Here is a 22,247-nt window from a genome sequence, read left to right as displayed (position 1 = left end):
CTTCTATCCGGCCAAAGGCAGGGGGACGGGTGATGGTGCAGGTTTCCGCAGGGCGTCGTATCTGGGGCTGGTATTTCTTCGACTGGGCCAGCCAGCCTTATAACACGCTGCTGATCACCTTCATTTTTGGCCCCTATATCAACGATCTGCTACGCGATGGCAGCGCCGCCCAGGCGGCATGGGGCTATGGTGTCGGCGCGGCGGGCATCTGCATCGCGATCTTCGCGCCCATCCTGGGGGCGATTGCCGACCGGGCCGGCGGGCGAATGAAGTTCATCTGGTTGTTTTCCCTGCTTTATGTGGCTGGCGCGGCTGGGCTGTGGTTTGCCGCGCCGGATGATTTCAATCTTCTGTTCATCCTGTTGTCCTTTGGCATCGGCCTGATCGGCATGGAATTCGCCACGATTTTCACGAACGCGATGCTTCCCGGCCTGGGCACACGCGAACAGATCGGGCGCATCTCGGGCACAGGCTGGGCGTTTGGCTATGTCGGCGGGCTGGTGGCGCTGCTGATCATGCTGTTTTTGTTGGCCGAAAACCCGCTCACTGGCAAAACCCTGATCGGGATCAGCCCATTGTTCGGGCTGGATGCCGCCGCGCGCGAAGGCACGCGCGCCGTCGGCCCGTTTGCGGCGCTGTGGTATGCCGTGTTCATGATCCCGTTTTTCCTGTGGGTGCGTGAACCGCGCCAGCCCGGTGCCGAAACGATTGGCCAGGCGGTGCGGGCTGCCTTGCCGGAACTGCGCCAGACGCTGCGCCACCTGCCCGAAAACCGCAGTCTGTTCGCCTATCTGGCCTCGTCGATGTTCTATCGCGATGCTTTGAATGGCATGTATGCCTTCGGCGGCATCTATGCCGCCGGCGTATTGGGCTGGTCGGTCGTCGATGTGGGGGTCTTCGGTATTCTCGCCATCATAACCGGCGCGATCTTTGCGTTTCTGGGCGGGCGTGCCGACGAACGCTTTGGCCCCAAGCCGGTGATCGTTTTCAACGTTCTGGTTCTGTCAGCGGTGGCAGTGGCGATTTTGTTCATTGCGCCGGACAAGGTGTTCGGCATCACCGTCGGGCCGGATTCGAAACTGCCCGATATCGCATTCTACGCCATGGGCGCACTGATTGGCGCGGGTGGGGGCGCCTTGCAATCGGCCAGCCGCACGATGATGGTGCGCCAGGCCAGCCCCGGCCGCATGACCGAAGCCTTCGGCCTGTATGCACTGGCGGGCAAGGCCACATCTTTTGTCGCACCCCTGTCGATCGGGATCGTCACGGATATCACCAATGACCAAAGATTGGGAATCACGCCGCTGATCATTCTGTTTATCATTGGTCTTTTCCTGTTATTCTGGGTGAAACCCGATGGAGAACCCTCAGAAAAATGGGCCGACTCGTCTGCATCATCCTTCTGATCTGGGCGCTGCCAGTGGCGGCCCAGCAAAAGGCGAACCAGCTGTTCGGATCAATGCGCGCGGCATCACCACACCTGCCCAGCGCCGTGGGCACCTATGCCAAGGGTTGCGGGGCAGGCCTGGTGCAACTGCCCGAGACCGGGCCGACATGGCAGGCCATGCGCCTGAGCCGCAACCGCAACTGGGGCCATCCGGACATGATCGGATTCATCGCGCGCCTGTCGCTGACCGCGCGGCAGCAAGGCTGGGCGGGCCTGTATATCGGTGATATCAGCCAGCCCCGCGGGGGGCCAATGACATCGGGGCATTCATCGCATCAGATCGGGCTGGATGCCGATATCTGGATGCTGCCACCCACGCGCCTGAACCTGACGCGGGCCGAGCGTGAGAATATCAGCTCGATCAATGTGCGCAGCGCCGATCAGCGTTCCGTCAACAGCAACTGGACGCAGGCCCATTACAACATACTGAAGGCCGCCGCATCCGATCCGGCGGTCGATCGCATCTTTGTCACCCCGCCGGTCAAGATCGAAATGTGCAAGACCGCCCGCCGCGCCGACCGCGACTGGCTGCAAAAGATACGGCCCCTTTACGGCCACAACACCCATTTCCATGTGCGGCTGAAATGCCCCGCCGGGTCGGCAGGCTGTCAGACCCAGCGCCCAACCGTGGCCGAGTTGTCAAATGGTGGCGATGGCTGCGATGAAAGCCTGCAGTGGTGGGTCACAACCTATCTGAACCCACCCAAGACCCCGGCCAAACCTGCCCCGCCCAAACGCGGGCCGCGCGATTACACCATGGCGGACCTGCCACGAGAATGCGCCCGCGTGCTGGCCGGGCGCTGACAAGGATGCTTGATTTCCACGCGCCACAGCGCTAGCAGGGCGCGTTCGCCATATTTGGCGGGCCAAGTCTCCGCAACCTTGTCAAAAACGGACTGCAAATGAACCGCACCCTTATCCCCGGCATTCTTGCCATGGCCGCCGTTGTCGTGGCCTCGAATATCCTCGTGCAATTCCTGTTTGGCCAATGGCTGACATGGGGGGCCTTCACCTATCCCTTTGCCTTTCTGGTCACTGATGTGATGAATCGCGTCTATGGCGCCGGCCCGGCGCGCAAGGTCGTGTTGGCCGGGTTTGTCGTCGGCCTGATCTGTTCACTGATCGGCACGCAAATTCAGGGCGAATTCGGCCCGCTTGTTACGCTGCGCATCGCGCTGGGCTCTGGCCTGGCCTTTTTGTTTGCGCAACTTCTGGACGTGACCATCTTCGACAGGCTGCGCCAAGGCCGCTGGTGGCGGGCGCCACTGGTTTCGACACTGGTCGGATCGTCGGTGGATACCGCAACCTTCTTTACCATCGCGTTTTCGGGCGCACTGACCATGCTGGAGCCATCAAATGACGTTTCCTGGGCGGGCGAGATGCTGCCGCTGTTGTCATTTGGCCCGGTTGTTCCACTGTGGGTTTCGCTGGCTGTGGCCGATTGGGGCGTCAAACTTTTGCTCGCTATTATAGCATTGATGCCTTTTCGCATGATCGTTAGGCGATTAACCGCACGGGTTGCGTAAAAACTTTTGACAAACACTAAATCTGTGGCAGCCTGTGGATAACGGCAGCAGCAGAAAGGAGGTGGTCCAGTGTCTAGAGTGATGTTGGAGAGAGGTGTTGGAACAGTCAGGGGGGCCGTGGCCGACAGGCAAACCTGAAGGCTGAACATCCCTGATTGGGCTCTTGCTCTAACTGGCCCATCTCCCAAAGAACTCGAAGGGCTGTCGGTTTCCGGCAGCCCTTTTGGTTTGGTCGCCGTGGCGCTATGCAGTGTATAGATCACCATCCGGCGGGAAAGGATTCCGCCACCATGGGGGCGTCATGATCCGCATAAACGATCAGATCACAATCGAGGACTGGGAACTGACCGAGGTTTTTTCACGCGCCTCAGGCCCCGGCGGGCAAAACGTGAACAAGGTATCGACCGCCGTCGATCTGCGATTCGAGGCCGACCGCTCGCCGAACCTGCCCGGCCCGGTAAAATCCCGGCTGCGCCGTCTTGCGGGGCGGCGCTGGACCAAGGATGGCGCGGTGCTGATCCAATGTGACGAAACCCGCAGCCAGGCCCGGAACCGCGAAATCGCACGCGAACGCCTGGCAGAGCTGATCACCCGCGCCCTGGTCGCCCCCAAACGCCGCGTTGCCACCAAGCCGACCTTTGGATCGGTCAAACGTCGCATCAAGGCCAAGAAGGTTCGCGCAGAGGTCAAGGCGATGCGTGGCAAGGTCGAAGGCGAAGAATAGCCTTAGACCAGCACCTCGACCCGTTCCTGTTCACCCACGCCAAACACCCGCTTATAGCGCGCGATCTGATCGGCGGGGCCCATCGCCTTGTTGGGGTTGTCGGACAGTTTCACTGTGGGCCGGCCATTGGCGGAAACCGCCTTGCACACCAGCGAAAACGGCGCAAGGCCATCGCCCTGCACCAGCCCGCGGAAATCATTCGTCAACAGGGTGCCCCAGCCAAAGCTGACCTTGACGCGCCCGTTGAACTGGCTGTGCAGCGCCACGATCTTGTCGGCGTCCAGACCATCGGAAAAGATCACCAGCTTCTTGCGCGGATCCTCGCCCCGTTCTTTCCACCAACGAATCGCCATTTCCGCCCCCGCTGCCGGATCGCCGCTGTCGATGCGCACGCCTGTCCAACTGGTCAGCCAGTCGGGCGCGTTTTTCAGAAACCCTTCGGTGCCATAGGTGTCGGGAAGGATGACGCGCAGATTGCCTTCGTGTTCGGCCTGCCAGTCGGCCAGAACCTGATAAGGTGCCTGCGCCAGCTCGGCATCGGTTTCAGCCAGAGCAGAATAGATCATCGGCAATTCATGCGCGTTGGTGCCGATTGCCTCGACCTCGCGGCGCATGGCGATCAAACAGTTCGAGGTGCCAACGAATTTCTCGCCAAGCCCTTCGATCATCGCCTGGACGCACCAATCCTGCCACAGGAACGAATGCCGGCGCCTTGTGCCGAAATCGGCAATGCGCAGCCGGTCGATCCCGCGCAGTTTTTCGACCTTTTCCCACAGCTTGGTCATGGCGCGGGCATACAATACCTGCAATTCGAACTTGCCCATGGTCTGCAACACCGCGCGCGAGCGCAGCTCCATCAAGACCGCAAGTGCCGGAATTTCCCACAGCATCACCTCGGGCCAGTTGCCTTCGAATGTCAGCTCATACTGGCCGTCACGTTTTTCCAGATGATAGGGCGGCAATTGCAGCCCTTCGAACCATTCCATGAAATCAGACCGGAACATCTGGCGTTTGCCATAAAAGGTGTTCCCGCGCAGCCATGTGCTTTCGCCGCGCGACAGTCGCAGGGTGCGGATATGATCCAGCTGCTCGCGCAGCTCGCCCTCGTCTATCAGTTCTGCCAGGCGAATCGCCTTGGTGCGGTTGATCAGGCTGAAGGTCACATTGGTGTCGCGCTTGTTGTGAAATACCGACTGGCACATCAGCAGCTTATAGAAATCGGTGTCGATCAGCGAACGCACGATCGGGTCGATCTTCCAGCGGTGGTTGTGTACGCGGGTCGCGATATCGACCATGTCAAAGATCCAGTATCACGCCGGCATCCAGCATCGCGGTGCGGGCGTCTTCCAGGCTGCCATCCAAATCAATGGCACGGCAGGCGCTTTGCAGAACCGTCACCTTATACCCCAGCCGCGCGGCATCCAGCGCGGTATATTGCACGCAAAAATCCGTAGCCAACCCGACCAACGTCAGGGACGTCACACCGCGGCTGCGCAGATAATCATCCAATCCGGTCGGCGTGGTATGGTCGTTTTCAAAAAACCCCGAATAGCTGTCTATGTCAGCCCGAAACCCTTTGCGCACGATCAAATCGGCGGCGTCGGTGTTCAACGCAGGATGAAAATCCGCGCCCGGCGTGCCCTGCACGCAATGATCGGGCCACAGCACCTGCGCGCCATAAGGCATGTCGATCACAGAAAACGGATCATGGCCCTGATGGCTGCTGGCAAAGGACGAATGCCCCGCCGGGTGCCAATCCTGGGTGAAGACCTTGACGTGGAATTCTTCCAGCAATTCATTTATCTGCGGAATGACAACATCGCCCTCGGGCACCGCCAGCGCACCGCCGGGGCAAAAATCGTTTTGTACGTCGATTACAATCAGGGCGTCATGGGGCGGGTGCATGTCAACTCTCCTTGCCCAGAGCTAAGGCGATGCAGTGCGGTTCGTCAATGCCGGGCTTGCAGATACAATCTAGCGCATCGTATGACAGCGCCCATGTTTACAGTTGCCGCCCTTTATCATTTTACCCGCTTTGCCGATCCGGCATCGCTGCGCGCACCCCTGCTGGCAGTATGCGAAACTGCCGGCACACGGGGGTCACTGTTGCTGGCGCAGGAAGGCATCAACGGCACCATCGCCGGCAGTCGGGCCGGAATAGACACTGTTCTGACCCATATTCGCGGCCTGCCAGGCTGCGCTGATCTGGAATGGAAGGAAAGCCCGGCGCGGGAAATGCCCTTTGGTCGCATGAAGGTTCGCCTGAAACGCGAAATCGTGACCATGGGCCAGCCCGATGTAGATCCGCGCGCACGTGTCGGCCATTACATCGCCCCGCAGGACTGGAACGATCTGATCGGCTCCCCCGATGTGGCCGTGATTGACACCCGCAACGATTACGAAGTGGCGATTGGCACGTTTCAGGGCGCAATAGACCCTGAAACCCGCGCCTTTGGCGAATTTCCGGCCTGGTGGGAGGCCAACAAGGACAGGTTCCACAACAAGCGCATCGCGATGTTCTGCACCGGCGGTATTCGCTGTGAAAAATCGACGAACTACCTTTTGGGGCAGGGCGTCGAAGAGGTGTATCACCTGAAAGGCGGCATCCTGAAATATCTGGAAGAGGTGCCCGCCGAAAACAGCCTGTGGCAGGGCGAATGCTTTGTCTTTGACGAACGTGTATCGGTTGGCCACGGGCTGACGACAGGCCCCCATCATCTGTGCCGCGCTTGCCGCCGGCCGCTTTTGCCAACGGACCTGAAGCGCCCCGAATATGAAGAAGGCGTTTCGTGCCACCACTGTGTGGGCGAACATTCCGACGCCCGCAAGGAACGGTTTCGCGAACGTCAGCGCCAGATCGAACTGGCAAAGGCGCGTGGCGAACGGCATCTGGGGGGATGATCCCCTATTTACCCCCACCAATAGACCGACCTGTCAGAAATCCAGATGTGCCACCGACAACGCATTCGCCTGAATGAATTCACGCCGGGGTTCAACGACATCGCCCATCAGCTTGGTAAATATGTCATCGGCATCGGCCAGATCCTCGATCTTGACTTGCAACAGGGTGCGCGCCTCGGGATCCAGCGTGGTTTCCCACAACTGGCCAGGATTCATTTCACCCAACCCCTTGTAGCGCTGCAACGACAAGCCCTTTTCGCCCTCGGCCAGGATCGCGTTCAGCAGTTCAGTCGGGCCGTGGATGATCTGTTCACGATCTTTTCGCACCAGATGTGCCGGGTCGGCATAATGCCCGCGTGTGGGTCTGGAGGCCTCTGACAGCCGCCGCGCCTCGCCCGAGCGCAAAACGGCGCCGTCCAATGTGCGCACCTCTTCCACCCCGCGCAGAACCCGCGCCAGTCGGATACCGTGATCCTGCGTGATACGTCCCTGCCAGCCGCGTTCATATTCCGCCGCAACCATATCAAGCCGCCGCGCCACGATATCGGCAACCTGCTGCAGATCGCTATCGGCCCGACCCGCATCAAAGGCGCCGGCCAGTGCGGCCTGCTCCAGAATATGGCGTGGATAATGGGTGGGAAACGCCTCTAGCACACGGCGAAACGCGCGCGCGCCCTCAACCACGCGGGCCAGATCGGACCCGGCGATTTCTTCGCCATTGGCAAGGCGCAACACGGCCCCTTCCACGCCCATCTGGATCAGATAATCATCCAGCGCGGCCTGGTCTTTCAGATAGACCTCGGACTTGCCGCGCGCGACTTTGTAAAGCGGCGGCTGCGCGATATAGAGGTATCCGCCCTCGATCAGTTCGGGCATCTGGCGGAAAAAGAAGGTCAGCAACAGGGTGCGGATATGCGCGCCATCCACATCAGCATCCGTCATGATGATGATCTTGTGATAGCGCAGCTTCTTTATGTCGAATTCATCGCGCCCGATACCGGTGCCCATCGCGGTGATCAGCGTGCCAATCTCCTGACTGCCCAGCATCCGGTCAAACCGCGCGCGTTCAACGTTCAGGATCTTGCCGCGCAGCGGCAGCACCGCCTGATTTTGCCGTGACCGGCCCTGTTTGGCCGATCCACCGGCGCTGTCGCCTTCGACCAGGAACAGTTCCGACAGCGCGGGATCTTTTTCCTGACAATCGGCCAGCTTGCCGGGCAGGTTGGCCACATCCATCGCGGTCTTGCGCCGGGTCAGATCGCGCGCCTTGCGGGCGGCTTCGCGGGCCACGGCGGCTTCGATGATCTTGCCGACAATCACACGCGCCTGGGCCGGGTTTTCCTCGAACCATTCGGCCAGCTTTTCGTTCACCAGCCCCTCGACCGCCGGGCGCACTTCGGAACTGACCAGCTTGTCCTTGGTCTGGCTGCTGAATTTCGGATCGGGCACCTTGACCGACAGCACGCAGGTCAGACCTTCGCGCGCATCATCGCCGGTGAAAGTCACCTTTTCCTTTTTGGCGATGCCGCTGGACTGGGCATAGTTGTTGATCGTACGGGTCAGCGCGCCGCGAAAGCCCGCCAGATGGGTGCCGCCATCGCGTTGCGGAATGTTGTTGGTAAAGGGCAGGACGTTTTCGTGATAGCTGTCGTTCCACCACATCGCGACCTCGACCCCGATACCGTCTTTTTCGCCGGTCATGAAAATCGGGTCAGGCATCACAGATATCTTTGAGCGGTCCAGATAACGCACGAATTCGCGCACGCCGCCCTCATAGAACAGTTCCGTCTTCAGCGGTTCGGCGGGGCGCTCATCCTCCAGCACGATTTTCACGCCAGAGTTCAGAAAGGCCAGTTCGCGCAGCCGGTGTTCCAGCGTCTTGAAAACATAGTCCAGATTGGAAAACGTCTTGGTCGAGGCCAGAAACCGAACCTCGGTGCCCTTCTGGCCATTGGCATCGCCAACCACACGCAGCGGCTCGACCGTGAAGCCGCCCTCGAACCTGGCATAGTGTTCCTTGCCGTCGCGCCAGATGCGCAGCTCCAGCCAATCGGACAGCGCATTGACCACCGACACACCCACGCCATGCAGACCGCCGGAAACCTTATAGGAATTCTGGTCAAATTTGCCGCCGGCATGCAGTTGGGTCATGATGACCTCGGCCGCCGAAACGCCCTCGCCCTCATGAATGCCGACCGGAATGCCGCGCCCGTTATCGCGCACCGAAACGCTGTTATCGGCGTGGATTTTCACGCTGACAGCATCGGCATAGCCGCCCAGGGCTTCGTCAATGCCGTTGTCTACGACCTCATACACCATGTGGTGCAGACCCGACCCGTCATCGGTGTCGCCGATATACATGCCGGGCCGCTTGCGAACGGCCTCTAACCCCTTCAAAACCTTGATGGAATCAGCGCCATATTCTTCTGGTTTCTGTGTGTCTTCGGCCATGCCCGACATCCTTCGTATTTTTGCGATTTTATACGAAATTCTGGGGGGAATGTCACGCAGCACACACAATATTTGGTATCAGATCAGCGGAATAATTATCCCAACACCAATCAGCAAACTGCCCGCCACGATATTTACGCGCCGCACCGCATCAGGCGACGCCAGCAAACGCCGGGCACGGTCCAGAAAAAGCCCCAGGCACAGATTGCCGACCAGCGGCACGACGGCCGACAGACCGGCGATGACCACCATGTCTGGCCAGCGCAAACCGGGCAGATCAAAGAACCCCGGCAACACCCCCATATAGAACAGGATCGCCTTGGGATTGCCCAGAATTACCGCGACACCGGCCACGAAACCGGCCCACATGCCGGGCCGGGTCAACCGGCTGTCTGGTGCGATCGCTTTCTCCGCATGGCGCAGGATCAGCACCCCCATGACCATAAATGTCAGGCTGGCCACCCAGCGCAGAAAGGTCATGAAACCGGCAAAGACACCGACGATCCAGGTAACGCCCAGAATGGCCAGAAACGGCCAAAGCACATCGCCGATGACCACCCCCAGCGCCAGCGGCCAGGCCGCATGAAACCCGCCCGACAGCGCCCGCGCAGTCAATGCTACCCAGACCGGCCCCGGCGTCAGGAACAGGATCAGCAGCGCGCCCGCATACAGCGCCAGATCGGCGGCGCTAACCGTCACCCGGCAACTGGCAAGGTCAGGCTGCCATCCTCGGCCAGCGGCCAGAACGGGTTATGTGCCACTTCCCAGACATGCCCGTCAGGGTCGGCATAATAGCCCGAATATCCGCCCCAGAAAACCGCCTCAGGGGCCTTCAGCGCCGTGGCCCCGGCGGCCAGCGCCGCTGCAAACGCCGTGTCGACCGCCGCCCTGTCCGGAAAATTCTGTGCCAGTGTCATCGCGCCCGTTCCCAACACAGCGCCCGCCCGGCCCTGATCCTTTGCCAATTCGGCGCGACCGAACAGCCCCAGAACGGCGCCTTGCATCTGATAGAACACAACCCCCTCCTGCTGCTGGGCAGCCACCCAGCCCAATGCCCGATAAAAGGCCGCTGACCGGGCCAGATCGTTTACACCAAGGGTAATCAGGGTCACACGCTGCGGGGTCATGGGGCTGTCCTTTCCGTAATCCGGCTGACGCCGGCAATATCGCCAATCTCAAGATGCTGGGCGCGCGCGCCCAGTTCAGCGAACAGTTCCGGCCCGGTACCCGTCATCAAGGCCTGCGCCCCGATCGCACAGACCTCATTGAACAGGGCCGCGCGGCGACTGGCGTCCAGATGCGCGGCGATCTCGTCCAGCAACAGGATCGGCGGCGCCCCGAAATCCTGCGCCAGCGCGCGGGCATTGGCAAGGATCAACGAAATCAGCAAGGCCTTCTGCTCGCCGGTTGAACATTGTTTCGCGGCCACGCCCTTGGCCATATAAACAGCACCCAGATCGGCCCGGTGCGGCCCGCTCAGCGTGCGCCCCGCGGCCATGTCCCTGGCACGCCCCTCGGCGAACTCGGCGGCCAGCGCGGCTTCATCCGCCGGGATATCGGTATCATCCGGGCCCATCAGCGCCAGACTGGCGGTCGGAAAGGCCGTTTCGGCCCCCTCCTGCGCGGTGGCAATACGCATCATGGCGTCAATCCGGTTGCGCTGAATTGCGGCCCCCGCTTGCGCCATCTGATCTTCCAGGGCGTCGTACCAGCGCGCATCACGCACCTGATCCTTCAACAGACGGTTACGTTCGCGCATCGCCTTTTCATAGGCCAGCGTGGCATCGGCATGCCCTGGCTCAAAACTCAGCACCATGCGATCCAGAAATCGCCGCCGCCCGTCGGCACCTTCGATCCACAGCCGGTCCATCGCCGGAACCAGCCACAATACCCGTGCAATCCGCCCCAGTGCGGTTTGCGTGGCGGCCTTCCCGTCGATGCGAACCTGCCGCGCCGCGCCGGGCTCGGCCCAGGTTTCCACCTCATGCAGCTGATGCAGGCTGTGCAGAGCGGCGCTGATCTTCCAGCCCAGCGCCTCGGGCTGGCGCGCCATCTCGTCGCTTGCCGCACGGCGCAGGCCCCGCCCCGGCGACAGCATCGAAACCGCCTCCAGAATATTGGTCTTGCCGGCGCCATTGGCCCCCCAGATGGCAACCGGCCGCCCGTCCAGCACCATCCGCGCCGCCTTGTGCGAACGGAAATGCGACAGGCTCAGATCCGTCAGCACTAGCCGGGGCATCGCCATGGCCTTATTCTTGGCTCAAATACCCCCGCCGGAGGCACGCAGGTCACACGCGCATCGGCATGACGACATAAACCGCAGATTGATCGTTACCTTCGCGCATCAGCGTCGGGTCCCCGGACGAATTGAACAGGAACACCGCGTTTTCGCGATCAACCTGACTGGCGATCTCCAGCAGATACTTGGCGTTGAACCCGATTTCCAGCCGGTCATCGGCATAGGCCACGGCCAGCTCTTCTTCGGCCGCGCCCGCATCGGGGGCGTTCACCGACAGGATCAGACGGTCTTCGTCCAGCGACAGTTTCACCGCGCGCGACCGTTCCGATGACACAGTCGCCACACGATCGACGGCCCGCGCGAACTCTGCCGCATCCACCTCCAGCCGGCGGGTGTTTCCGGTCGGAATGACCCGCGTATAATCGGGGAATGTGCCGTCGATCACCTTGGATGTCAGGGTAATATCGGGTGTGGCAAAGCGCACCTTGGTTTCCGATACCGAAACCGCGATCGACATGTCGTCATCATCCAGCAGCTTGCGCAGCTCGCCCACGGTCTTGCGCGGGACGATGACGCCCGGCATGGTTTCGGCCCCATCCGGCAACGGCGCATCAATACGCGCCAGACGGTGACCATCGGTTGCAACACAACGCAGCACCTGACCACCTTCGCCGGTGGCCACATGCATATAAACACCATTCAGGTAATACCGGGTTTCCTCGGTCGAGATCGCGAATTTCGACTTGTCGAACAACCGGCGCAGAACCGGTGCCGGGATCGCGAAATTCGACGTATATTCCGACGAGGCCATCACCGGAAAATCTTCGCGCGGCAGTGTCGCCAGCGAAAAGGTTGACCGGCCCGCCGCAACCGTCAGCCGCCCCGAAGCACTGTCTTCTGATAATTGGATCAGCGCGCCATCGGGCAGCTTGCGCACGATCTCGTGCAGGGTAACGGCAGAGACGGTGGTTGCCCCCGCGCGTTCGACCTGGGCGATGGCCTTGTCCACCACCTCGATATCCAGATCGGTCGCGCGGAAACTGACGCCGCCGCCTTCAGCCTCGATCAGGACATTGGCGAGGATGGGAATGGTATTGCGCCGCTCGACCACCGATTGCGCCTGACCGACCGCCTTAAGAAGCGCACCGCGCTCAATGCTGAATTTCATTCCGTCGCTCCTCATGACACCGGGAGAGGAAAATTACCAACTCCCCTCTCCGGCTCAAGACTTTTCTGGACTGTCCAATGGTTTATGCAGGGCGTCAAGACCGCAGGCCGCGATTGCGCCGTTCAGCCCTCGAACATCCGCAACAGAAGTTCGATATCTTCGGCGATCTGGCTGTCGAGGTTGCGCAACTCCTCGATCCGCTTGACCGCGTGGATCACCGTCGTGTGGTCACGCCCGCCAAAACGGCGCCCGATTTCCGGCAAGGACCGCGATGTGAGCTGCTTGGCCAGATACATCGCGATCTGGCGCGGGCGGGCAATGGTCCGCGTGCGCTTGGGCCCGACCATATCGGACAGGCGCACGTTGAAGTGTTCGCCGACGCGCCGCTGAATATCTTCAACCGAAACCTTGCGATCCGATGCGCGCAAGATATCTGCCAGACAATCCTGCGCCAGATCCAGCGTGATTTCCTTGCCCACCAGAGACGCAAAAGCGAACAGCCGTGTCAGCGCGCCTTCCAGCACCCGCACATTCGTGGTGATGCGATGGGCCAGAAACTCGATCACGCCATCGGCGATGACAAGGCCGGGATATTGACCACGATACAGCTCGACCTTTTGCTGCAGGATACCCAGCCGCAATTCGTAATCAGTCGGATGCAGATCGACGACCAGCCCGCATTGCAGGCGTGATTTTATCCGGTCTTCCAGATCCTTGATTTCACCCGGTGCGCGATCGGCGGAGATGATGATCTGCTTGTTCTGGTCAACCAGCGCGTTGAACGTGTGAAAGAATTCTTCCTGTGTGCTGTCCTTGCCGGCAATGAACTGAACATCGTCCACCATCAGCACATCGACAGACCGGAACAATTCCTTGAAGCCCATCATGTCGCGCTCGCGCAGGGCCTGCACAAAGCGATACATGAACTGTTCCGCCGACAGATAAACCACTCGCAGATGTGGCGAACGGTTGCGCAGCTCCCACGCGATTGCGTGCATCAGGTGGGTCTTGCCCAGGCCGACGCCACCATACAGAAACAGCGGGTTGAACGTGACCGGGCCGCCTTCGGCCACACGGCGCGCGGCGGCATGGGCCAGCTCGTTCGGCTTGCCGACAACAAAGCTGTTGAACGTGAACCTGGCATCCACGGCGGCGCCCAGATGATCATTTTCCATCCGTCCCTGCGCGGCAGGTGCCGTTGCCGTGGCAATGGGCGCTGCTTTGGCCGCCGCACGGTCAACATTGAATTCCAGCCGGTCCACGTTCGCGCCGTTCAGGGTCAGATGGCGCAATATCTCATCGCCGAAATTACGCGACACCCAATCCCCTACGAAACTGGTCGGCGCATGGAAATGCGCAACGCCATTATGAAGTTCACGGAACTTCAGCGGCTTGATCCAGGTGACGAAATTATTCTCGCCAATCGACTTTTGAAGATCCTTGCATACCTGCCCCCAGCTTTCATTTGTCATTGTCGTTGCCCGCTCCAGCATACGTCCCCAAACCATATGAAGATGCCGCCGCCGGTTTGATCCAGCCGTTCAGCATCCCATGCGGAACGCATCCTCCTGAAAATACCCTTCTGCCCCGGCGCAGCGCCAGCAGCAGACCCGTCACGCGCAGCACGTGACAGAACGCACGGAAAGAACCCCGGACATGACAGCCAACCGGCCCTGCCATATCCTGTTTCCGTGCGGGCAAATGGACATCGACCAGAACCAGCCCCTCCGGCAATCCGCCGGATAGCTGACCATGAGATATCGACGCTGCGCAAAGCCCCCTTTGCCAACTGTCCCGATATCCAGGAGCCCGCCCACTTATTTAAGCCGCAGGCCATGACAGTGGCCTGAAACAGTGCAGACAGGACGGTGCTCCAGCAATGTCCCCCCAAGACGATGTGAATCGCAATTCAGACGCTAGCAAGCTTCGTGAAGGTGGCGCAACTTATCTTCGCGCTTGACTCTGGCTTTGTCGGACCGAATCCGAAACGCCCATTTTTGCTGCCCAAAACCGATGAAAAATTACGACATGCAGCAAACAAGGATAAGGGCGCCACCCTTGCGGGAGCGCCCTGACCGATTACAAAATTGCGGTGGCTCAGACGTTGAGCGCTTTGACCCGCGAGGACAGACGCGACATTTTGCGCGCCACGGTGTTCTTGTGCAGAACGCCTTTGGTTACGCCGCGCATAAGTTCGGGCTGTGCCTGACGCAGCGCCGCAGCGGCTGCATCCTTGTCACCGGATGTGATCGCCTCTTCCACTTTGCGCAGGAAGGTGCGGATGCGCGACCGGCGCGCTTTGTTGATATCGAAGCGGCGCTCGTTCTGACGGGCGCGCTTTTTTGCCTGAGGCGAATTTGCCATGCGTTCGTGTTCCCGATTTAGGGTTCGCGTGAAACTGAAGCCGCGCTTTTATGGGCGACTCGGGGCCAAGTCAACTGGCCAAGCAACATTTTTGTCTTACTTGTCGCGAAACTGCGGTTGCCGCTTTTCCAGGAAGGCCGCCATGCCTTCAGTCTGGTCCTCGGTGGCAAAGGTCGAAAAGAACAACCGGCGCTCGAACAGGTTGCCTTCGCTCAGCGTGGTTTCATAGGCCCGGTTCACGGCTTCCTTGACCATCATCGCGGTCAGCGTCGATTTTTCGGCGATCTTGTTGGCCGTGGCCATGGCCTCATCCAGCAGCTTTTTCGCCGGAACGACGCGCGACACAAGGCCGGAACTTTCCGCCTCTTCCGCGCCCATGAACCGCCCCGTCAGATGCATTTCCATGGATTTCGCCTTGCCCACCAGCCGTGTCAGACGCTGCGTTCCGCCCATACCCGCCACAATGCCCAGATTGATTTCGGGTTGGCCGAACTTGGCGGTATCGGCGGCAATGATGAAATCGCACATCATGGCCAGCTCGCATCCACCACCCAGCGCATAGCCCGCCACGGCGGCGATGATCGGCTTGCGGCAGGCATCAAACGTGGCGCAGAAATCCGTAAACAGATCGGCCCGCAGCGCATCGACAAAGGTCAGGCCAGCCATTTCACGGATATCCGCGCCGGCGGCAAAGGCCTTGTCGGACCCGGTCAGTACGATGCAACGCACCTTGTCATCGGCGCTTGCGGCGGCAATCGCATCACCCAGTTCAGCCAGCAATTCCTGGCTGAGCGCGTTCAGCGCTTCGGGTCGGTTCAGCCGGATCAATGCCACATGGTCGGTGACGTCGACGATCAGTGTATTGTAAGCCATGGCCGGGGATCCCTCGGATATCTTTTTCAGAGACGATTCCTTAGCAGGCTCAGCTTGGGGTTCAAGCTATCTTTGGCACGTCGCGCAATGGAAGGTTGACCGACCAGATTGCACGATGCGTGCGATTACACCGCTGCAGCCGGGTGTCCGACAAGGCTGACCTGCACGGCCATAGGCCCGAAAGCTGTGCTGAAAATAGCCCAGTTCCCCATCGGTCTGGCGATGATCGCGCAGGCTGGACCCGCCTGCCTGAATCGCCTCGGCAAGCACATCGCGGATCACCGGAACCAGCTGCGCGACCCCATCGGCACCCAGATCGCCCGCTTGCCGCGTGGGATCTATCCCCGCGCGATGCAGGGCCTCGCATACATAAATATTACCCAGCCCGGCCACGATACCCTGATCCAGCAAGGCCGATTTTATCGGCATTCCCCGCCCCTGCAACCGTGCGGCCAGATATGCGGCGCTGAACATATTTCCCAATGGTTCGGGGCCCAGACCGGCCAGCAATCTGTGATCCTGAACCTGACCCGTCGGCGCAAGATCCATCGCACCGAACCGGCGGGCATCGTTGAAGACGATCCGGGCGCCGGTTTCCATATCCAGCACGACGTGGTCATGTTTCGCGGGTGCGGGGTGATCGTGATGGAATTGCCCCAGCGAATCGCCCGACACCAGCATTCGGCCCGACATGCCCAGATGGATGATCAGGGTTTCGCCCCGATCCAGATCGGCCAGAATATATTTCGACCGCCGCCCCAGCCGGATCACCCGCGCGCCGGTCAGCCGTTCGGCCATCCCCGGCGGAAACGGCCAGCGCAGATCGGGCCGGTTCACCTGTGCGCGCGCGATCACCGCACCCTGCATCACCGGCATCAGTCCGCGCCGGACGGTTTCGACCTCTGGCAGTTCGGGCATATGCGCTTTCCTCTCATTGTAACGCCCGGCAGGCGCTCTATAAGGAAAGGGAGTTCACGACAAACGGCAAGACCCGATGACCGAAGACAACAGCACGACCACCCATTTCGGTTTCCAGACCGTCCCCGAAGGCGACAAGGCCGGCATGGTGCATGGCGTGTTCACGCGCGTGGCCAATCGTTATGACGTGATGAACGATCTGATGTCGGTCGGCATTCACCGTGTCTGGAAAGACGCGATGATGGATTGGCTGGCGCCGCGGCCCGGCCAGCACCTTCTTGATGTTGCGGGCGGAACCGGCGATATCGCCTTTCGCTTTCTCAAACGTGCGCCGGGGGCACAGGCCACCGTGCTGGACATGACGGAATCGATGCTGGTGGCCGGGCGCCAGCGGGCCGAAGCCGAAAAACAGGCCGACGCCCTGAACTGGGTGGTGGGCGATGCGATGGCCCTGCCCTTTGCCGCCAACACATTCGACGTATACACGATTTCCTTTGGCATCCGGAATGTCACCCGCATCGCCGATGCCCTGTCCGAGGCCTATCGCGTGCTGCGCCCCGGCGGGCGGCTGATGGTGCTGGAATTCAGCCAGTTGCCCAACAAGGGGCTGCAATGGGCCTATGACCGCTATTCGTTCAACGTGATTCCGGTGATGGGCCAGATCGTCGCCAATGACCGCGACAGCTATCAGTATCTGGTGGAATCGATCCGCAAATTCCCCGATCAGGAATGCTTTGCCCGGATGATCCGCGAGGCAGGCTTTGAACAAGTAAAATACCGCAATCTAAGCTTGGGCATCGCCGCCCTGCATTCGGGTTGGAAGCTGTAAGTTGCGTGGGCCACATAATATCTGGCGGCTGATCCGCACCGGTGCCACGCTGGAACGTACCGGCGCGATGCGCGTCGTTCTGGTGGCCTTCAATGCGCCGCCCCTGTTGCGGGTGGTCGCCCGAGTTGTGGCCTGGCCATTTGCCTGGCTGGGGCATCGTGGCGACCCGTCGCTGCCATCCGCCACGCGGGCCCTGACGGCGCTGGGGCCGGCCTATATAAAGTTCGGCCAGATCCTTTCGACGCGGCCGGATGTCGTCGGTGACGAGTTGGCCGTGCAACTGCGCGTATTGCAGGACAAGCTGCCCCCTTTTTCGATCGACACCGCCCGCGCCATGATCGAATCTGAACTGGAACAGCCCGTCGATACCCTGTTTTCAGAATTCAGCGCGCCTGTCGCCGCCGCGTCGATCGCGCAGGTGCACCGCGTGCGCGTGGCCGCAACCGGGCAGGACGTCGCCGTCAAGGTTCTGCGCCCCGGCATCGAAAGGGCTTTCCGCAAGGATATCGACGCCTTCTATTTCGCCGCCGCGGTGATCGAGGCCCTGTCGCCGGCCTCGCGGCGGCTGCGCCCTACCGATGTGGTCGCCCATTTCGAAGGCGTTGTGCTGGGCGAACTGGATCTGCGGCTGGAATCGTCCTCGGCATCGGAATTTGCCGCCAATACCCATCGCGACAAGGGTTTCCATGTGCCCGCCGTAAACTGGGCCCTGTCGGCACGCCGGGTAATGACGCTGGGCTGGGCCGATGGCGTGCCGCTGGGTGACAATGACGCGATTGACGCCGCCGGGCATGACCGGCGTGTATTGGGCGAGCGCGTATTGCAGCTGTTCCTGAACCATGCCCTGCGCGACGGGTTCTTTCATGCCGATATGCATCAGGGCAACCTCAAGGTCGGTGCGAACGGCGATATCCTGTGTTACGATTTCGGCATCATGGGGCGGATTGATGAATATACCCGCCGCGTCTATGCTGAGATTTTGTTCGGCTTTATCCGCAAGGATTACCGCCGCGTTGCCGAAGTGCATTTCGAGGCCGGCTATGTACCCCATGACCGCGACATCGACGAATTCGCCCGCGCCCTGCGCGCCGTGGGCGACCCGATTTTCGGGATGGATGCTAGCCATATCTCGATGGGAAGGCTGCTGAGCTATCTGTTCGAGGTCACCGAGCGCTTTGGCATGGAAACCCGGACCGAACTGATCTTGCTTCAGCGCACCATGGTCGTGGTCGAAGGCGTGGCCAGATCATTGAACCCGCAGATCAATATCTGGGAAGTCGCCCGCCCCATCGTCGAGGATTACATCAAGGAAAACGTGGGGCCCAAGGCGTTCTTGCGTGACATTGGCTTGACCATGCGGGTATTGGCCCGCTTCGGACCGAAATTGCCACAGATGGCCGAGCAAGCCCTTCTGAACCGCAGCGACCCCCCCCCGCCACGCCGCCGCCCGTCACGGCTGTGGCCGGTTGTCTGGATGCTGTTTGGTGCAGCAAGCGTCGCGGTGGGGATGGTTTTGGGCAAATATCTTTAACTGCCACTGCATATTTCGCGGCGGCCTAACCCTGGCCCGATCGCACCGCGGTCACCGCATCCACCGCCACCTCGGCGCCACTATCCAGAACCAGAACAACCTGCCCGCCAGTTGTCCTAGCCTCGGCGACGGTGGCATAGCTTTGCACCGGCGTGGTCGCGATCAGTTTTCCACCGGAAAAACTGTCCAGCGTAAAGCTGTAACTGCCATCGGCGACGGGTATGCCGCCACCGTCGATGCCGCTCCAGCTATAGGGATCGCTGGACAGGCTGATATCAAGCCGTTGAATTTCGGTCCCCTGATCATCACGCACGACCAGTTGGGCGGCATCGGCCAGAATATCGGGTTCGGGAAACACCGTGATCGGCTGACCGCCAAAGCTGGCGGGGGCGGTGCTGCGCACCTCCATCCCGACCCACCCGGCGAATTGGGCCATGCTTTGACCAGTCAGGGCAGTCAGCAGTTCATTGGTGCGAACCTGCTGTTCAACACCCGAAAACGTAGCGAGTTGAACCGCGAAATCCGTTGAATCCATCGGGTTCAGCGGATCCTGGTTGTTCATCTGCGCGGTCAGCATTTTCAGGAAGGTTTCAAAATCCGAACTGATCCCGGCTTTTGGCCTTGCAGGGGTTTGAACGACGTTCTGGTTTGTGGTTGCGGACGAAACTTGCATCGGTTTGGCCTTTCAGATCCGGATATCCAGCCCACCTGCCCGAGGGGCGCGGTCGGCCGGCAAGAAATGCACAACAGGTTCTGCCATGACAGGTGAGGCGAAATCGGCCTCGGGGCCGGGCCTATGGCCGGATCCGCTGTGGTGTTGACCTTGATCGCCAAACCTGAACTGAACATCGCGATAGCCAAGATCGCGAAAATCCTGCCCAAGCAGGTCGATATGACGTCGAAGTAAATCCTGTATATCCGGCCGATCGGCATGAATGATCACGTTCAAAACGTGATCACTGGGCGCCAGACTGATGCGTACGCGGCCAAGCTCCTGGGGGTTCAGGATAACCTCTATGCGGTCATCGGTCTTGTGAACCACCGCTTGGGTGATCTGAGCCGCGATCTGCGGGGCCAAGGAAGGCGGCTGCGAGGGAATACTGGTCTGAATGGACCTGTCCCACGCCGGTGTCACGCTGGCGACATCACCAGACAGCACCGGATTGGACAGATCCATTTGGAGCTGCGCCGATCCGGCTTTCGGGTCAGCGGTGCCGCCTTGCGGGTTGATTGAATCGATAGCTGCCTCGGGCTGGTTAGTGGCAGCGACGCGTGCGCTTGAACCTGTATTGGATATGCTTTGCACCGGCACCGTTGTTTCAGCGGCAAGATCCCCCTTATCCGCGAACCGCAACGGCTGCAGGGGCGGCAATACGGGCTTTTGCTTGACTGTTTCAGCCAAAAGCGCCGATCCGTCCGGCAGAGTATCATCAATTGCATCGGCTTCCGTGCCAGGCAGGGACGATGGCACGGATACCAGCACGCTCTCGTCAGCATATGCATTCGGCGCTGGTCCGCCCACCTGCTGCAGGCCAACAGGATCTGTGTCGCCCGGCACTCCAGTCAGTGCCGTCATGGGGAATACCTGCCGCGCCTCGTGCGCGGGCAATGCAGGCTTCGTTGTCACCTTTTCCGCCATTTCAGCGCCACTTCCGGTTTCGCGCAAATCAGGTGGTGGCAGGTTGGACGCCTGCACCATTTCAGACCCTGCGCGCCTCGTAATGGTCCCCTCCTGCATCTTCGCCTGCGGGTCGGATTCACCGCTGCGCGCTGTTGCTCGCCCTGGCTGTGGCGGGCCATCGCGAAGATATCCCGCGATAACCGCTGGCACATCTTCGGTTTTTCTTGGCACAGGCCGGTTCCAACCGACATCTTCAACGATATCCGGGCCGATCGGTTTAACTGGCGCGGCGGTCATTACGGCAGCCGGCAGCACAGGAACAAGTATTGCTTCGGGGGACGAATCGTCTGGATGAACTGGTGTTGGATCCTTCCCTTCGGGCACGGAGATATCGGGTGCGGATTCCGCTGGCACATCCGGCATGATGCCTTGATGCGACGGCAAAGAGACAAGAAATTCCACAGGCGCCGCGCTGTCATCGCAGGATGACATACCCTGGGGGCATCCCACCCTCATCTGTGGCCATGCGGCTTTGCCTACTGCTATCTGCCGCCCTTGCGAAAGGATGTTTGAGCCCGCCACATCCGCCCGCACCAAAGTCCGCACCCCCTGCAAGACGATCTGAAACGCATCGGCATCAGGTGACATTTCTACTGACGCAACGGCCATGCTACCCGGCAGGACGCGCGGGGATATTTCGGCCAGATCTATTTGCATTCCGATGAGCATGGGTTCCCGACTTCTGTCGACGGCACAGCCCATCCATGTGCGAGGAAGGTTACTAATTCTTTACCGGTTTCGCACAACACTTGGAAAACCTCGAACAATTGAAGGAACACTCTGATGCCCGACATTCCTGCGATCTCGCAGATGACAATGCTCGCCCGACAGTCGGGCCAGTTGCGGCAGGTAGCAGAACAGTTGGAATCTGGTTTTCTGGCGGAAATGCTGAAAAACGCCGGATTTGGACAGGCAAGCGCATCCTTTGGCGGCGGGGCGGGCGAGGATCAGTTCGCCTCATTCCTGCGTCAGGCGCAGGCCGATCAGATGGTGCTGCATGGCGGAATCGGCCTTGCAGAACATCTGTTTTCCGCCCTGCAGGAGCACAGCAATGCCGGGCGGTGACCTGTATAACCGCCTGCGCGATCTGCTGGAGCGGGAGCACCAGGCATTGATATCCGGTCAGATAGATACGTTGGCGCGCCTGTGCGCGGAGAAAGAGCGGCTGATCGGCGCCTTGCAGACAACAGCCGCACAGGCGGACCTTGGCACCCTGCAGGCCCTGCGCCCATTGGCCGAACGGAATGCGCATCTGCTGCAAGCCTTGCGCCGCGGTGTCAGCGCCGCGCGTGAATCACTGGATCGCATCCGGAATGGTTCGCCACTGTTTGGCACCTATGACAGCAAGGGCACCAGCACCCCGCTGGTGCATCGCAGCGGTGCGGTGGAGCGTCGGGCCTAACGAAGTTTAGTCAATTCCATTTCATTTTCCGGTCGTCCCTTAGCCGCTCATTAGGACTTGGCGCCGATTGTCGACCTTGCACTCCGGATGGGGTGGCGCGGGGATCGCAAATTGGGTCGCTGCATGTCTAGAACGACGTTCATACCGTTGCGACGGCACCTCGATCGGCGCAAAGCGCCCCGAAACTGAAGGA

22 protein-coding genes are annotated in these 22,247 nt (G+C 60.5%); 9 read left to right on the top strand and 13 right to left on the bottom strand.

The genetic code is table 11. From position 1 onward, the window contains the following. Positions 1-32 precede the first annotated feature (32 nt). The 4 genes from ACTCHC_RS04620 (at position 33) to arfB (ending at position 3,697) form a co-directional block, all read left to right on the top strand. Complete coding sequence (locus ACTCHC_RS04620; RefSeq protein WP_463021297.1) at positions 33-1,406, top strand: MFS transporter; 1,374 nt, start codon at positions 33-35, stop codon at positions 1,404-1,406. Next, complete coding sequence (gene mepA, locus ACTCHC_RS04615) at positions 1,376-2,251, top strand: penicillin-insensitive murein endopeptidase (RefSeq protein ID WP_463021296.1); 876 nt, start codon at positions 1,376-1,378, stop codon at positions 2,249-2,251. Before ACTCHC_RS04620 ends, mepA begins: the two co-directional genes overlap by 31 nt. 98 nt (positions 2,252-2,349) lie before the next feature. After that, positions 2,350-2,973 (top strand): queuosine precursor transporter, encoded by a 624-nt coding sequence (locus ACTCHC_RS04610; protein ID WP_463021295.1) that lies wholly within the window; start codon positions 2,350-2,352, stop codon positions 2,971-2,973. A gap of 301 nt (positions 2,974-3,274) precedes the next feature. Then, a complete protein-coding gene (arfB, locus tag ACTCHC_RS04605) occupies positions 3,275-3,697 on the top strand; it encodes an alternative ribosome rescue aminoacyl-tRNA hydrolase ArfB (protein ID WP_463021294.1) in 423 nt (140 codons plus the stop codon). A gap of 2 nt (positions 3,698-3,699) precedes the next feature. Here arfB and pncB read toward each other — a convergent pair whose 3' ends face one another. Next, positions 3,700-4,992, bottom strand: a complete 1,293-nt coding sequence (gene pncB, locus ACTCHC_RS04600) for a nicotinate phosphoribosyltransferase (protein WP_463021293.1) — start codon at positions 4,990-4,992, stop codon at positions 3,700-3,702. A 1-nt stretch (position 4,993) separates the two neighbouring features. Next, entirely contained in the window at positions 4,994-5,602 is a 609-nt protein-coding gene (gene pncA / locus ACTCHC_RS04595) for a bifunctional nicotinamidase/pyrazinamidase (RefSeq protein ID WP_463021292.1), read from the bottom strand. 93 nt (positions 5,603-5,695) lie between these two features. On the opposite strand from pncA, the gene trhO reads away from it, so the two are divergent. Next, complete coding sequence (gene trhO / locus ACTCHC_RS04590; RefSeq protein WP_463021291.1) at positions 5,696-6,598, top strand: oxygen-dependent tRNA uridine(34) hydroxylase TrhO; 903 nt, start codon at positions 5,696-5,698, stop codon at positions 6,596-6,598. Positions 6,599-6,631: 33 nt separating this feature from the next. Here the strand turns inward: trhO and gyrB are convergent, their stop codons facing one another. From gyrB to mutM, 9 genes are all read right to left on the bottom strand, one after another. After that, on the bottom strand, positions 6,632-9,049 hold the full coding sequence (gene gyrB / locus ACTCHC_RS04585; protein ID WP_463021290.1) for a DNA topoisomerase (ATP-hydrolyzing) subunit B: 2,418 nt from the start codon (positions 9,047-9,049) through the stop codon (positions 6,632-6,634). 78 nt (positions 9,050-9,127) lie between these two features. Further along, complete coding sequence (locus ACTCHC_RS04580) at positions 9,128-9,748, bottom strand: LysE family translocator (RefSeq protein WP_463021289.1); 621 nt, start codon at positions 9,746-9,748, stop codon at positions 9,128-9,130. Then, entirely contained in the window at positions 9,745-10,176 is a 432-nt protein-coding gene (locus ACTCHC_RS04575; protein WP_463021288.1) for a VOC family protein, read from the bottom strand. Before ACTCHC_RS04575 ends, ACTCHC_RS04580 begins: the two co-directional genes overlap by 4 nt. After that, positions 10,173-11,288: a DNA replication/repair protein RecF gene (gene recF, locus ACTCHC_RS04570; RefSeq protein ID WP_463021287.1), complete on the bottom strand. Its 1,116-nt coding sequence runs from the start codon at positions 11,286-11,288 to the stop codon at positions 10,173-10,175. The genes ACTCHC_RS04575 and recF overlap by 4 nt, the downstream gene beginning before the upstream one ends. Positions 11,289-11,337: 49 nt before the next feature. After that, positions 11,338-12,456 (bottom strand): DNA polymerase III subunit beta, encoded by a 1,119-nt coding sequence (dnaN, locus tag ACTCHC_RS04565; RefSeq protein ID WP_463021286.1) that lies wholly within the window; start codon positions 12,454-12,456, stop codon positions 11,338-11,340. A gap of 122 nt (positions 12,457-12,578) precedes the next feature. Then, positions 12,579-13,928, bottom strand: coding sequence for a chromosomal replication initiator protein DnaA (gene dnaA, locus ACTCHC_RS04560; RefSeq protein WP_463021285.1), 1,350 nt, complete (start codon positions 13,926-13,928; stop codon positions 12,579-12,581). Between the two features lie 625 nt (positions 13,929-14,553). After that, positions 14,554-14,820 (bottom strand): 30S ribosomal protein S20, encoded by a 267-nt coding sequence (gene rpsT, locus ACTCHC_RS04555; RefSeq protein WP_463021284.1) that lies wholly within the window; start codon positions 14,818-14,820, stop codon positions 14,554-14,556. A gap of 96 nt (positions 14,821-14,916) precedes the next feature. Beyond that, positions 14,917-15,693 carry an enoyl-CoA hydratase gene (locus ACTCHC_RS04550; protein ID WP_463021283.1) on the bottom strand — a complete coding sequence of 259 codons (777 nt, stop codon included), beginning with the start codon at positions 15,691-15,693 and terminating at the stop codon, positions 14,917-14,919. A gap of 66 nt (positions 15,694-15,759) precedes the next feature. After that, positions 15,760-16,611, bottom strand: coding sequence for a bifunctional DNA-formamidopyrimidine glycosylase/DNA-(apurinic or apyrimidinic site) lyase (gene mutM / locus ACTCHC_RS04545; RefSeq protein ID WP_463021282.1), 852 nt, complete (start codon positions 16,609-16,611; stop codon positions 15,760-15,762). A gap of 76 nt (positions 16,612-16,687) precedes the next feature. On the opposite strand from mutM, the gene ubiE reads away from it, so the two are divergent. Together ubiE and ubiB are read left to right on the top strand one after the other, a co-directional pair. Further along, on the top strand, positions 16,688-17,440 hold the full coding sequence (gene ubiE, locus ACTCHC_RS04540) for a bifunctional demethylmenaquinone methyltransferase/2-methoxy-6-polyprenyl-1,4-benzoquinol methylase UbiE (RefSeq protein WP_463021281.1): 753 nt from the start codon (positions 16,688-16,690) through the stop codon (positions 17,438-17,440). 1 nt (position 17,441) lies between these two features. Continuing rightward, positions 17,442-18,971 (top strand): 2-polyprenylphenol 6-hydroxylase, encoded by a 1,530-nt coding sequence (gene ubiB / locus ACTCHC_RS04535; RefSeq protein WP_463021280.1) that lies wholly within the window; start codon positions 17,442-17,444, stop codon positions 18,969-18,971. Between the two features lie 25 nt (positions 18,972-18,996). On the opposite strand, the gene ACTCHC_RS04530 is transcribed toward ubiB, so the two are convergent. Next, positions 18,997-19,644 carry a flagellar hook capping FlgD N-terminal domain-containing protein gene (locus ACTCHC_RS04530; protein ID WP_463021279.1) on the bottom strand — a complete coding sequence of 216 codons (648 nt, stop codon included), beginning with the start codon at positions 19,642-19,644 and terminating at the stop codon, positions 18,997-18,999. 12 nt (positions 19,645-19,656) lie between these two features. After that, the gene (locus tag ACTCHC_RS04525; RefSeq protein WP_463021278.1) at positions 19,657-21,309 is read right to left on the bottom strand and encodes a flagellar hook-length control protein FliK; all 1,653 of its coding nucleotides are present in this window, start codon (positions 21,307-21,309) and stop codon (positions 19,657-19,659) included. A 126-nt stretch (positions 21,310-21,435) separates the two neighbouring features. On the opposite strand from ACTCHC_RS04525, the gene ACTCHC_RS04520 reads away from it, so the two are divergent. Next, the gene (locus ACTCHC_RS04520) at positions 21,436-21,717 is read left to right on the top strand and encodes a rod-binding protein (RefSeq protein ID WP_463021277.1); all 282 of its coding nucleotides are present in this window, start codon (positions 21,436-21,438) and stop codon (positions 21,715-21,717) included. Next, entirely contained in the window at positions 21,704-22,054 is a 351-nt protein-coding gene (locus tag ACTCHC_RS04515) for a hypothetical protein (protein ID WP_463021276.1), read from the top strand. The genes ACTCHC_RS04520 and ACTCHC_RS04515 overlap by 14 nt, the downstream gene beginning before the upstream one ends. Positions 22,055-22,247 lie beyond the last annotated feature (193 nt).

This window comes from Actibacterium sp. (assembly GCF_055134745.1).
Note: the sequence above shows the minus strand (reverse complement) of the source record. Positions and strands in the feature narration are given on the sequence as shown.